Annotated in this window: 9 protein-coding genes and 2 pseudogenes; 3 read left to right on the forward strand and 8 right to left on the reverse strand. The window is 69.1% G+C overall.

Annotated features, from left to right (window positions below):
* From ACWEPL_RS21775 to ACWEPL_RS21795, 5 genes are all read right to left on the reverse strand, one after another.
* Positions 1–1,324, reverse strand: a 1,324-nt coding sequence (locus ACWEPL_RS21775; RefSeq protein ID WP_452437262.1) for an FG-GAP-like repeat-containing protein, incomplete at its 3' end; no start/stop codon positions are given.
* A gap of 245 nt (positions 1,325–1,569) precedes the next feature.
* Positions 1,570–2,193, reverse strand: coding sequence for a tetratricopeptide repeat protein (locus ACWEPL_RS21780; RefSeq protein WP_452437263.1), 624 nt, complete (start codon positions 2,191–2,193; stop codon positions 1,570–1,572).
* Positions 2,190–3,338: a hypothetical protein gene (locus ACWEPL_RS21785; RefSeq protein ID WP_452437264.1), complete on the reverse strand. Its 1,149-nt coding sequence runs from the start codon at positions 3,336–3,338 to the stop codon at positions 2,190–2,192. Before ACWEPL_RS21785 ends, ACWEPL_RS21780 begins: the two co-directional genes overlap by 4 nt.
* Positions 3,322–4,161: an AfsR/SARP family transcriptional regulator gene (locus tag ACWEPL_RS21790; protein WP_452437265.1), complete on the reverse strand. Its 840-nt coding sequence runs from the start codon at positions 4,159–4,161 to the stop codon at positions 3,322–3,324. Before ACWEPL_RS21790 ends, ACWEPL_RS21785 begins: the two co-directional genes overlap by 17 nt.
* 87 nt (positions 4,162–4,248) lie before the next feature.
* Positions 4,249–5,580, reverse strand: coding sequence for a LamG-like jellyroll fold domain-containing protein (locus ACWEPL_RS21795; protein ID WP_452437266.1), 1,332 nt, complete (start codon positions 5,578–5,580; stop codon positions 4,249–4,251).
* Positions 5,581–5,735: 155 nt separating this feature from the next.
* On the opposite strand from ACWEPL_RS21795, the gene ACWEPL_RS21800 reads away from it, so the two are divergent.
* Positions 5,736–6,191: a hypothetical protein gene (locus ACWEPL_RS21800; protein WP_452437267.1), complete on the forward strand. Its 456-nt coding sequence runs from the start codon at positions 5,736–5,738 to the stop codon at positions 6,189–6,191.
* A 151-nt stretch (positions 6,192–6,342) separates the two neighbouring features.
* Here ACWEPL_RS21800 and ACWEPL_RS21805 read toward each other — a convergent pair whose 3' ends face one another.
* The 3 genes and pseudogenes from ACWEPL_RS21805 to ACWEPL_RS21815 form a co-directional block, all read right to left on the reverse strand.
* Positions 6,343–6,525, reverse strand: coding sequence for a hypothetical protein (locus ACWEPL_RS21805; protein WP_452437340.1), 183 nt, complete (start codon positions 6,523–6,525; stop codon positions 6,343–6,345).
* A gap of 96 nt (positions 6,526–6,621) precedes the next feature.
* Positions 6,622–6,849: pseudogene (locus ACWEPL_RS21810) on the reverse strand (tetratricopeptide repeat protein); the annotation flags it as partial.
* An 875-nt stretch (positions 6,850–7,724) separates the two neighbouring features.
* Positions 7,725–9,044, reverse strand: a pseudogene (locus tag ACWEPL_RS21815) (BTAD domain-containing putative transcriptional regulator); the annotation flags it as partial.
* A 301-nt stretch (positions 9,045–9,345) separates the two neighbouring features.
* Here ACWEPL_RS21815 and ACWEPL_RS21820 point away from each other — a divergent pair.
* The gene (locus tag ACWEPL_RS21820) at positions 9,346–11,271 is read left to right on the forward strand and encodes an FG-GAP-like repeat-containing protein (protein WP_452437268.1); all 1,926 of its coding nucleotides are present in this window, start codon (positions 9,346–9,348) and stop codon (positions 11,269–11,271) included.
* An 843-nt stretch (positions 11,272–12,114) separates the two neighbouring features.
* Positions 12,115–12,267, forward strand: a complete 153-nt coding sequence (locus tag ACWEPL_RS21825; RefSeq protein ID WP_452437269.1) for a hypothetical protein — start codon at positions 12,115–12,117, stop codon at positions 12,265–12,267.
* The last annotated feature ends 398 nt before the right edge of the window (positions 12,268–12,665 follow it).

Raw genomic sequence — 12,665 nt, forward strand, 5'->3', positions numbered from 1 at the left:
GAAGGCGAGCGTGGGGTTGGCCCCCATCTTGACGCCGACGAAGTCGATGTCGCGGCCAGCCGGGGCCGATGGCGGTGGCGGGCCCGAACTTGTTGCCCCCTTCGCCATTCCAGACGTAAAGAGTGCCGTCGGTCATGGCCGCGATGTCGTCGTGACCGTCCCTGTTCACATCGCCCAGAGACGTGAGCGTGCCGTCATAAGGCGCCCAGCCACCGCCGATCTCAACAGCGGGGCCGAACTCGTTGCCGCCCTGACCGTTCCAGATGTACAGGGTGCTGCCATTCTTGATGGCCGCGATGTCGCCGATGCCGTCATTGTTGAAATCGCCGCCGACGGGCTTGCTGAACGCCGACCAGCCGGCGCCGACGCGGACGGCGGAGCCGAACTTGTTGCCGCCCTTGCCGTTCCAGATGTAGAGGGTGCCGTCGGCGATGGCGGCGATGTCGTCGTGGCCGTCCTGGTTGACGTCACCGAGAGACGTGAGCGTGCCGTCATAAGGCGCCCAGCCACCACCGATCTCGACCGCGGGACCGAACTCGTTACCGCCCTCACCGTTCCAGATATGCAGCGTGCTGCCGTTCTTGATGGCGGCCAGATCGCTGACGCCGTCACCGTTGAAATCTCCCGCGACCGGTTTGCTGAAGACCGACCAGCCGCCGCCGATCTCCTGCCGGGTGGCGAAGTTGTTGTTGCCCTTGCCGTTCCAGATGTTCAACGTGCCGGTGGTTTCGGAGAAGATGTCGCCGATACCGTCAGCATTGAAATCCGCGCCGATACGGTTGCTGCAGCCGTTCCGGCTCTCCACGTTGCGCCACTCGCCGCCGGGGGCGGGGCCGTATGCCTTGCCGTCGAACCTGGCCGTGACGCGCTCAGCGCCCTCGAAACCCCAGGAGACGCTCCCGTCGCCGTCGGCGTCATAGCCCTGCTCGAAGTGCAGGTGCGGGGTTCCGTTCGAGGTGGGACCCGTGTGCCCCACCCGCCCGATGGTCTGTCCCTGCGTGACTCTGTCGCCCACGCTCACGGCGCGCGACTGCAGGTGAATGTAAGTGGTGAAGTGGCCGCCACCATGGTTGATCTGGATCATGTTGCCGGCGTTGTTGTGGTAGTACGACTGGTTCACCGTGCCGGACGCCGGCGCGACCAGCAACGAGCCCTCGGTGCCCGATTGCGGCTCACGGACCATGTCCAGGGCGGGGGCGTGCGAGGAGTCCCAGGTGTTCAGCCGCCACTTCTGACCGCAGGGGAAGGGCAGCTGGTAGTTCGGGGCTGCTGCGGCGGGAGCCGATGTCGCGACCATGCCACCGGCAAAGACGGTCAGGAGCATGGCCGCGTGTGCTAAGCGCGTTTTCAGCACGTCGTTCCTTTCACACAAGGTTCGGAAGGCTTGACACGCGGAGGAGACTCCGTCGTGCTCTGTCGAAGCGCTACTCGAGAGTAGGTTCAGGCGGTATAGGCCTGGTATGTTGCGGCAATGCCGCGGTCAGAGCCGCGGGAGGCGGAAAGCGCAAGCGACCCGACGTCGGGTACCGAAGGCGCCCGCAGGTCCGAAAAGACGGCGTAGCCGATGCGCTATCCGCCTTCGCACAGGAGCGTCAACGCCACCCGGTAGGTGTCGGCCGCCTCCTCCAAGCGCCCGGCGTGCATGTAGGCGCGGGCCAGGGTCTCGCGGGACAAACCCTCCCCGTACAGGGTGCCGGTCCACACCACGGTCGCCTCCGTCGCCTGGGCTACGGCGTCCTCGAACCGGCCCTGCCGGTAGAACGTGTGCGCGCGATTGTTGAGGATGGCCCCCCGCGCGTAGCCGTCGCCCGTTTCCTCGGCGAGGGCCAAGGCCCGTAACAGGTTGGCGTGGGCGAGGTCGAGCCGTCCCAGCATGGTGTTGATGATGCCCAGGTCGTTGAAGGATCCGGATCTCCGGTGCGGCAGGGGGGCCCGGTCCCAGCACACCGCTGCCCGTTCCAGGTGCTCGATCGCCTGCTCGTGGCGTCCCTGGTCGCGGTAGACCCACCCCAGGTAGTTCCCCGCCTGCGCCTGACCGGCCCAGTCGCCGCACCACGCGGCCACCGCGATCGCGTTCAGGTGGACGTCGGCCAGGTGCGTGACCCATCCGCGGTAGTTGAACGGCATGTGCAGTCCCAGGGCCAGTCCGATGGCGACGGGCGGGTCGGCGGACTCGATCGCCTGATGGGTCACGGCAGCGAGGTTGTCCCGCTCCGCCTCGGTCCACTCACCGGCCTCCCGTGCGTCGGCGAGCGCGACGCCGGGCTGCTCCGCCCTGTAATAGGGCTCCTGAACCTGGGGGTACACGTGCTGTGTGGCGGGGTTGACCGTGGCCAGGTAGTGGTGGAACCCGCGGCGGAGCGCGGCCGCGCGTTCCACCTCGGACAGCTCGCCGGCGGCCTGCTCTCTGGCGTACAGGCGGATGAGGTCGTGGAAGCGGTACCGGTCGCGGCCCACGGCTTCCAGGAGCCGGCGTCGCGGAGTAGTTCGAGAGCCGCCTCCGCCCGTGACCCGGGCCAGCCGGCCGGGGCGGCCAGGGTGTGGGTCGGCGTGTCGAGCAGGCCCAGGAGCGGGAGAACATACGCGGCGTCGTGGCCGCTGGGCTCCTCGCGCAGGTGCCGGTGGCTGACCGCGGTGCTGGCGTACCGCCAGGTCGTCGTACTGCAGGGCGTCCAGGCGCCGGGTGGCGTCGGCCAGACGGTCAGGGAGGTCGGCCAGCCGCCAGTCGGCGCCAAGCGCGCGCCGGCGACCCGGACGGCCAGGGGGAAGCCACCGCACAGCCCGGCGATTTCCGCCGCGGCCTCCGGCTCGCGCTGGACGCGGTCGGGACCGGCGATCCGGGAGAGCGGCGTGACGGCATCCCGGTCGACGAACCCGGCCAGGTGCAGATGACGAACGTCGCCGAGCCCGGTCAGGTGCAAGTTATGGACGCCGCCGAGCGTGGTCAGGGCGGCGCGGCTGGTGATGACGGCCCGGCAGCGCGCGCCCGCCGGGACGAGCGGCCGTACCTGGTGGGCGTCGAGCGCGTTGTCGAGGATGACGAGCGGCTCGCTCGCCGCGGTGAGCGACCGGTAGCGGGCGATCGCCCCCTCCACATCGGCCGGAACGGCGGAGCCGTCCAGCCCCAGCGACCGCAACAGGTGGCCCAGACCGTCGAGCACGGGCAGGGGCTGCAGCCCGGGGGTGGCGCCGTTCAGGTTGACGTAGATGACGCCGTCGCGGAACCGTCCGGACATCGTGTGCGCGACATGAACGGCGAGGGCCGACTTGCACACGCCGCCGGGCCCGTCGATGACGGCCACGTCCGCGTGCAGCAGCGCCTCACGCAGCCACTTCACCTCCTCCTGCCTGGCGGTGAACGACCGGGTGTCGGCGGGCAGCTCGGCGGGGACGATCGTGCCGGACTGCGCCGGTGCGGCGGGTCGAGTACAGGTCCCTGGTGAGGATGGCGTCCTGCAGCCGGCGTAGCCGCGCGCCCGGCTCGAGGCCGAGCTCCTCGACCATGGCGGTGTGCCCCTCCTGGTAGACCGCGAGTGCTTCGGCCGGCCGGGCCGTCCGGTAGAGCGCCAGCATGAGCTGGGCGCGCGGTCCCTCCCGTAGCGGGTGGGCCTGCACGTGCGGAGCGAGGTCGGCCACCACCGCGTGATGGTCACCCGCGGCCAGCCGTAGATCGATGTGGTCCTCGAAGACGGCCAGGCGTTCCTCCTCCAGGCGCCTGGACTCGACCTGCGCCCACGGGTCGTCCAGCCCGGACAGGGCCCGCCCCCGCCACAAGGCGAGCGCCCGCCGGAACCGCCCGTCGGCCGTGCCCGGCTCGCCCCGGTCGCGGGCCATCCGCGCCTGGCCGGCCAGCAGCGTGAAGTTGTGCGCGTCGACCTGTTCGCGGGGCAGGTCCAGCAGGTAGCCGCTGGGCACGGTCACGATGGTGCCGGGGGTGAGCGCGTCACGCAGCTTCGACACCACAATGTGGAGCTGCTTGTCGGCCGTGGTGGTCGAGGTCTGCCCCCAGACGTCGGCGACGAGTTGACGCGTGGTGACGCGCCGGCCGCGTCCAGCGCCAGGCGCGTCAGCACGACGACGCGACGGCGGCCCGCCAGCCGTACGGGCTGCCCGTCCACCTTGATCTGCCAGGGCCCCGAGGAACCCGATCTCCAGTGTCATCAGGGAAGGAGCGTACGAGAGTGCGGTATATCGCCGGTATGTTCTCGCAACGGTCCGCGACGACTCCGTGGCGGCTTCTCCCGCTCTTCAGAAATATGGTGTCCAGCCGGGGCCGATGGGGGTGTCGGGGCCGAACTTGTTGCCGCCCTTGCCGTTCCAGATGTACAAAGTGCCGTCACGCGTGGCCGCGATGTCGGTGTGACCGTCCTGGTTCACGTCTCCCAGCGACATCAACGTGCTCGCGTACGGCTCCCAGCCCGGACCGAGCTCGATGGCCGGGCCGAACTCGTTGCCCCCCTCGCCGTTCCACACGTGCAGCGTGCCTGTGACCTTCTTGACCGCGAGCAGGTCGCCGATGCTGTCGCCGTTCACGTCGCCCGCGATCGGCCGGCTGAAGGCGGCCCAGCCGCCGCCGATCGTGGTGGCCGGGCCGAACTTGTCGGCCCCCTTGCCATTCCAGACGGTCAGCGTCCCGGTGGCGGCCGAGAAGATGTCACCCACGCCGTCGGAGTTGAAGTCCGGCGTGGCCGGTCCGGTCATCGCGGCGTAGTGCGAGCGCAGTTCCGCTCCCGAGAGTTCGCGGTTGTAGAGCGCGAACTTTCCGATCGCCCCCTTGAAGTAGGACGCCCCGTCGCGGGTGCCGACCCGGACGGGCGCCGGACCCGGCTTGGGCTTGATGACGACCTCGTCGTCCGTGCCGGGGCGGTAGGCCAGGTTGTCCGTGCCCGCCAGCACGCCGTCGCGGTAGATCCGCACCTTGCCGTACGCACCCTCCGAGGTGTCGAACGTGACGGCGTAGTGGATCCACTCGTTGACCTTGACCGGCTGCTGGACGTACGCCCCGGCGCCGAAGCCGCCGTCGAGGTTCCACGCGTAGCCGGAGATGCGGTTGGGCCGGTTCTCCTCGTTCTCCTTCGAGTACATGCGACCCGCCCACTCGCGATCGCCGCCGCTGCCCGACTTCGTGCCCTTGCCCATGAAGTAGACGTAGCCGGTCTGTTCCTCGTCGGCGAACTGGAGAGTGTGCGGCCTGATCCACGCCTCCATGGTGAAGGCGCCCGTGGTGGAGATGTGGAACTGCTTAGCGGTGGGAATCTCGAAATATCCGGACGAGCCGTTGAAGACGGCGGCGCCGTCCTGATTGGGCAGGCGGACCGTGCTGGTGACGCCGTGGAAGGTCCCCTTGTGGCCGTTGCCGGTGCGGTCGCTCTCCGCACCGTCTGAGGGGTGCGACAGTCGCCAATAGGCGACCGGGCGGTGCGAGAGCACCAGCGCGTCGTAGGCGCTCAGGCCGGCAGAACTCGCCGTGGCCGAGTGCGGAAGGCACACCGTCGAGACGCCCAGGGCCGCCGCGACGAGAATACGTAGGCGAAGCGCTCTGCCCGCGCCGATCGGTGTCCAGGTCGTAGGTCTTTGCACGGCGACAGAGTAGGAACCGACGGTATGGCGCCGGTATGTCGTCTCATCAGGCCGGGTAGGTGGTGAAAACCGATCACCGCGGAACATACTCCCGGCATACCCCCTCTCACTAACGTCTTCGTCCAAGTACGAATCACCCCATATGAGAGGGCACTATGCGACTGGCAAATATCCTGCGCAAGGCGACGTTCGTCGGAGCCACGGGAACGGCGGTGACGATCCTCCTCGCCACGTCCGCTTCCGCGATCTCCTGGAACAGCAGCGCACCCAGCAGCGCCACCAGCGTCTCGACCCCGGCGTACGACGACGTCCGGATAGGCGCGACCGGGCCGAACGACGGCACCCTCCAAGTCCGTAAGGGCAAGTACAACGGCAAGTGGTACGTCTGGGGACGCGTCGCCGGCCCGTCGTCGAAGCTCAACAGCGGATATGAGCTCCAGCTCACGGTCGCCGGGATCGGATGCAAGCTCGGCAGCGGCACGAAGATCAAAGACATCAACACGACGACCTACACCGCCGCCGCTCCGCTGGACTCAAGCTGCCAGTACACCGGGCGAATCGTGAAGACGAGTTCCCGCCACACCCTTGGCATAGCCACCTACAACGCCTGATCCACCTGTCCCCGCACCGCTCTTTGATCAACTCGCGGCCGGGGCGGCGTCGGCTATGACGTCAGGGGGTCGGCGTTCCTCGCCGACCCCCACCAGACCGCACGTCCACGCGAGGTGTCCCACCACGCCGAGCCATACGCAGGCCGAATGCTCACAGTTGGTTCCTGATCGCTTCCGGCGTGTCCGGGACCGGCTGTGCGAGGTAGCGGACCTCCTCTCCGGGAGTGAGCAGCCGGGCCTCGCGTAGGAGCCGCAGCGACACGCGCCAGGACTCCCTGCCCTCCTCGTGCCGGCCCAGATCGTTCAAGGTGTGGCCGAGCCACCAGTGGGACACGGCGACGCCCATGGTGTAGCCCGCCTCGGTCTGGAGCCCGATCGCCCGCCAGTACGCCTCGACCGCCTCACCGTGTAGGCCGTGGGCTCGCAGGACGTCGGCGAGCGTGTCGCAGACGAGGCCGATGCCACCGGTGTCGCCGTGCTCCTCCATGAGGGCCAGAGCACGCCGCGCCTCCTCCGTAGCCTCGTCATATCTCCCCTGGCGGTTGAAGACTTGAGCCCGGTTGTTGCGGACGGCGGCCTCGTGGTCCCTGCGTCCCGTCCGCTCGGTGATGGCAAGGACGTTCGCCAGCGCGGCGAGCGCGTCGTCGCAGCGGTCCATGACGGTGTACGTGACGCCGAGGTCGTTGAGGATCCCCGCCTTCCTGTCGAGCAGCCCCGCCCGGTCTCAGCAGGCCAGACCCTCCTCCATGAAGGACACCGACTCCTGGAAACGCCCAAGCTGCTGGTGGACGGAGGCGAGCCCTGCAGCAGGCAGGCCTGGGAGACCCGGTCCTCCTCGTCCCTGGCCACCCGCAGCGCCTCCTCACTCACCCCGATGACCTCGGCGAACCAGCCCCGGTGGTTGAACAGCCAGAAGGTCGCGTCGGCGAGCCCCGCCGCCGAGCGGTCGGCCTCCCGCGCCGCCTGCCGCACCGCGGCCGGCAGGTTGTGCCGCTCGCGGTCGAGCCAGTCGTTGGCGGCCTCCAGGGTGGTGATCTCCTCTCCCGCCTGGTCGACGGCGAACACGGCGGCCCGCGCGTTGCTACTGTTCATCACGCCGGCGGCGCGTTGCGCGGTGCCCAGGTAGTGGTGCAGCACGCGCCTGACCGCGCTCGCCCGCTCCTCCTCGGTGACGTCCTGCTCCCGCGCGTACAGCCCGACGAGGTCGTGGAACTGGTAGCGGCCAGGCCCCGCGGGTTCGAGCAGGCGGGCGTCCAGCAGGTCTTCCAGGGCGGTCTCGGCGCGGTGCTCGGCCCAGCCGGCCAGCGCGGCCGTGGTGACGGGCGTGTACACGGGCAGATCCAGCAGGCCGAGCAGGCAGAGCAGGTGCGCCGCGTCCTGACCTGCCGGTTCCTCGCGCAGTTGCTGGTGGCTGACCGCGATGCCGGCGTGTACGGCCAGGTCTGCGTACTCCAGCAGGTCGAGCCGCCTGGTGGCGTCGACCAGACGTACCGCGAGGTCGGAGAGCGGCCGGTCGGGACGGGCGGCCAGGCGGGCCCCCGCGATGCGCAGGGCGAGCGGGAAACCACCACAGAGCCGGACGATCTCCTCCACCGCCTGCGGCTCGGCGTCCACGCGGCCGGATCCGACGATCCGAGCGAGCAGCGTGGCCGCGTTCGCGTCGTCGAGCCTGCCGAGGTGCAGGTGCCGGGCGTTGTTCAGGGTGGCCAGCGGATCCCGGCTGGTGATCAGGACGCGGCAGCCCGGCCCGGCCGGGATGAGCGGGCGGACCTGGCGTACGTCGCGCGCGTTGTCGAGGATGATCAGCAGGTTGCCCGCGGCAGTGAGCGAGCGGTAGCGGGCGGCGGCCTCCTCGGCGCCGGCGGGTACGGCGGCACCGTCCAGCCCCAGGGAGTGCAGCAGGTGCCAGAGCGCTTCGATCGGGGCCAGCGGGGCGAGCCCGGCGGTGGAACCATGCAGGTTGACGTAGATGACGCCATCGGTGAAACGCTCGGCGACGATATGAGCGACATGTACGGCGAGCGCCGACTTACCGATGCCGCCGGGCCCGTCGATCACGGTGACCGCGGCGTCGCTCACCAGGTCGGCGCGCAGCCGCTCCACCTCGGCCGTCCGCGCCGTGAACGCCTGGACATCGGCGGGGAGCTCCGCCGGAGCGGCGGGCGTGATCTGCCGCACCTGAGGCAGGTCGAGTACGGGATCCTTGACGAGGATGGCCTGATGCAGCCGGCGTACTTCGGCGCCGGGCTCGATGCCCAGCTCGCCGACCATGACGCGACGCAGGCGCTGGTAGACCTCGAGCGCCTCGGGTGCCCGCCCGTCGCGATACAGGGCGAGCATGAGCTGGGCGGCAGGACGCTCCCGCAGAGGGTGCCCTCGGACGTGCCCGGCGAGGTCGCCGGCCAGGGCTCGATGGTCACCTGCGGCCAGGCGCAGCTCGGCGTGGTCCTCCAGTACGGTCAGCCGCTCCGCCTCCAGCCGCTCGGCCTCGATCCTCGCCCAGGGAGCGTCCACCTCGGCCAGCGCCGGCCCCCGCCACAGCTCCAGCGCGCCGCGGAACAACGCGTCCGCGGTCGCCGTGGCGCCTTCCGCACGGGCGGCGCGGGCCTGCCTGGACAGGCGGGCGAAGGCGTGGACGTCCACGTGATCCCGCTTGACCGCGAGCCGGTAGCCACTGGGAACGGTCTCGATGGCCTCCGCGTCGCCGTGGGCGGCGAACGCCTCGCGCAGCTTCGAGACCACGATGTGCAACTGCTTGGCGGCGGTCGCGGCGGAGCTGCTCGCCCACACGTCGGAGAGAAGCAACTCGGCGGGTACGGCCTGTCCCGCGTTCAGGGCGAGCCGGACCAGCACGCCGATCCGCCGCTCTCCGATGATCTTTACCGCATTGCCGTCGGCCTCGACCTCCAGCGGGCCGAGCAACCTGATCTCCAGCCTCAAGCGAACGCTCCCGTCGTCAGCGAAGATCCGGAATTCTAGCGATCCGGCCGATTTGTTCGCTGGCAGGTTTCGGCAATTCAGTGAGGCGATTTTCCTTAACTCCGCACCCGGTATGCAGCGGGTATATCGCGGCTATGTTCATGGCCGGAAACATTGACAGCCGGAACCGGCGGCTGGCGGAATAGGCGTCCTCCCTGCCTCCGGAAGGAAACCCGTGCGTCTCGCCCGTCCTCTCGCCGTCGCCGTGCTCGTGGCCGCTGCCTTATCCGTGCCGCAGCCCGCGCAGGCCGCCGTATTCAAGCACCCCGGCGTCCTGGTCAGCCGCGCTCAGCTCGACTTCGTCAGAGCCAACCTCGACAACGAGCCCTGGAAGTCGGCCTGGAACTCCCTGCGAGGCAGTTCCCACGCCTCGCTGTCCTACACGGCCAAGCCCCGCACCGTCGTGAACTGCGGCCCGTCGTCGAACCCCGACCAGGGCTGCTCGGACGAACGCAGCGACTCCATGGCGGCCTACACGCACGCCCTGCAGTGGTACCTCACCAAGGACTCCCGCTACGCCGACAAGGCGATCCAGATCATGGACGCCTGGTCAGCCGCGATCACCAGCCACACCGGGAGCAACGCGCCGCTCCAGACCGGCTGGGCGGGCGCCAACTTCTCCCGCGCCGCCGAGCTCATCAAGCACACCTACGCCGGCTGGGCCCAGGCGAGCCGGTTCGCCGGCAAGCTCCGCACTGTGTACCTGCCGACCGTGATCGCCGGCGCGCCGAACAACAACGGCAACTGGGAACTGATCATGACGGATGCCGCCATCGGCATCGCCGTGCACCTGGACGACCGTGCCTCCTTCGACCGGGCGGTCGCGACCTGGCGCGGCAGGCTGCCCGCCTACATCTACCTCAAGACGGACGGCTCGCTGCCCAAAGCACCGCCGAACAGTACGTACAACACCAAAGCCGAGATCATCGACTACTGGCACGGGCAAACCACGTTCGTGGACGGCCTGACCCAGGAGACCTGCCGGGACTTCTGGCACACCGGCTGGGGTCTCGCCGCCATCTCCCACGTCGCGGAGACGGCCGCCCACCAGGGCGTGGACCTGTACGCCACGGCCAAACACCGGCTGCGCCGCGCGATGGACCTCCATGCCCGCCTGCAACTGGGCGGGACGGTGCCGTCGTGGCTGTGCGGCGGCAAGGTCACCCGCGACCTCGGGGCACACTTCGAGATCGGCTACAACGCGCTGCACCACCGTCTCGGGTACGACGACTTCCCGTACGCCACGCAGTGGGTCGAGCAGAAGCGTCCCGTCGGGGTGTCGCACTTCCTGGGCTGGGAGACCCTCACCCACGCGCAGAACCCGCACTACGCCGGGACGGGCATGTCCGGCACACCCGACTTCGACGCCGACGGCGTGGGCGACCTCTTCTCGGCCACCACCGGGACGTTGACCGTCTGGAACGGCAAGGGCGGCAACCAGTTCGGAGCTGCCGGCACGGTTGGCGGAGGCTGGAAGGCCTTCAGCCGGCCCATCGCGGGCGACTTCAACGGGGACGGCATCAGCGACCTGCTCGCGGTCAAGAACGACAGCGGCAGGCTGCACGTCTGGAACGGCGAAGGCGCCAACGAGTTCTCCTCAGCCGCCGAACTCGGGCCCGGCTGGGAGCCGTACGCCACCACCTTGATGTCGCTCGGGGACGTCAACGAGGACGGCCGCACCGACCTCGGCGCCGTCCACGCCACCACCGGGACGTTGACCGTCTGGAACGGCAAGGGCGGCAACAAGTTCGGAGCTGCCGTCACGGTCGGCGGAGGCTGGAAGGCCTTCAGCCGACCCATCGCAGGGGACTTCAACGGGGACGGCATCAGCGACCTGCTCGCGGTCAAGAACGACAGCGGCAGGCTGCACGTCTGGAACGGCGAAGGCGCCAACGAGTTCTCCTCAGCCGCCGAACTCGGGCCCGGCTGGGAGCCGTACGCCGCCACCTTGATGTCGCTGGGGGACGTCAACGGGGACGGGCGGCCTGACATCGGCGCCGTCCACGCCGAGACGGGGACACTGACTGTCTGGAACGGGAAGGGCGGCAACAAGTTCGGGGCGGCCATCACTGTCAGCGCCGGCTGGAAACCGTACTTCTGACCGGCTTCCCGGAGATTCCGGCGCCGAGGGAGATCACGCGAGTCGACGGGGCCGCGTGGTCTCCCCCGGGCCGGCGGCCCTTGAGTCGGCAGCGCCTTGGCCCACGCGAGCCAGGACGTCCTTCCAGATGCGGGTGGGCGAACGGCGTTCAAGGTGGCCAGCATCAGAGGGCTCGATACATGCAGATGGCGAACCGGCGTTCCGGTGATCTGTTCCAGGCTCATCTGGCCGGCTCCGGGTTCGCGGCGGCGGCCCGCCCGGTTACGGCCGGCCGAGGGACGAACCGAGGCTGGCCGTTCTGGAGTTCGTGATCGTCGTGCCACCCAGCGGCGGCACCGCCCTCGCCTCCACCAGCCAGAGCATGTGGATCGGACCCGGCAAGGCGCTTGATCTGGGAGTCGACCTGAGACGCCGCTCAGGCAAGATCGGTTCATATGTCTCTCCGTCTTCCCTGTGGGGCTCAATAACTCGAGTCACTACCAGCGCAGAGCCCCTTGTCCGGTGCACGGAAGGGGGTCAGGTCACCGAGCGGCCAGCCCGGGTCGGCTGGGATCATGTTTCCCTATTCGCCGACTAGCCGGCGCACGTCATGTCGTGGGAACGGCGCCCCACATGAACGCGGAGCCCTTCAGCAACTTCTCCGTCGCCCTGATCCCGGCCAAAGGGTGGCGGGCTCTTCTGGCGGCGGGCCTCCGCATGCGCCACCTCTCCAGATCAGCGCAGGCGGAAGCCCGCTCAACCACAGTACGAATCGACGGCTGCGAAGGTCCGCGAGGAAAGCGCAGCAGGTGGAGGCATTTCCCACTCGGGGTGGAAGGCAGAGCAGCGCCAGGAGAGGGAATCGTGGCCGGTACCTGCCGGATGGAGATGCGCATCGCGTCCCCGGCCCTGCTCAAGCGCTTCCCCAGCCTCGCGCTGACCGACCCGGACGAGCAGGCCGACTTTCAGGTCTTCAGTGCCGTGTACGGCCTGCACTCGCTACAGGTGACATGGTGAGAGCCGACACCGCCCGCAACCATCAGCGGATCGTCGGTGTCGCTGTCGCGGCGCTCGAGGAGATAGGGCCGGAGACGACGCTGCAACAGATTGCCGAGCAGGAGGGTGAGCGTCACGACGCTCTACCGCCGCTTCGGCAACCGCGACCCGCCGCCACAGGGCCATGTCCGGGGCAACCGAGCATGAGCGTGGTGAGGTGCCCAGCCATGCGACATCATCTCGCCGGGAAGAGCCTGATCAACGCGGGCAGACAGCTCAGCTCTGCGGCTGGTGTTGCCGAAGACGGCGATATACCGGAGACATACCGCCCGTCCCTAACGTGTTGCCTCATGTCGAAATATGGAACGGAGTATTTTCGCCATGGAGCACTTTCGCGAGTGGATGATCAATGGACTGGT

It is taken from the genome of Nonomuraea sp. NPDC004186, assembly GCF_053603495.1.

Coding starts and splice junctions, on each gene's coding strand:
- ACWEPL_RS21790 (WP_452437265.1), bottom strand. CDS start 4,161: ATGACACTGGAGATCGGGTTCCTCGGGGCCCTGGCAGATCAAGGTGGA.
- ACWEPL_RS21800 (WP_452437267.1), top strand. CDS start 5,736: ATGCGACTGGCAAATATCCTGCGCAAGGCGACGTTCGTCGGAGCCACG.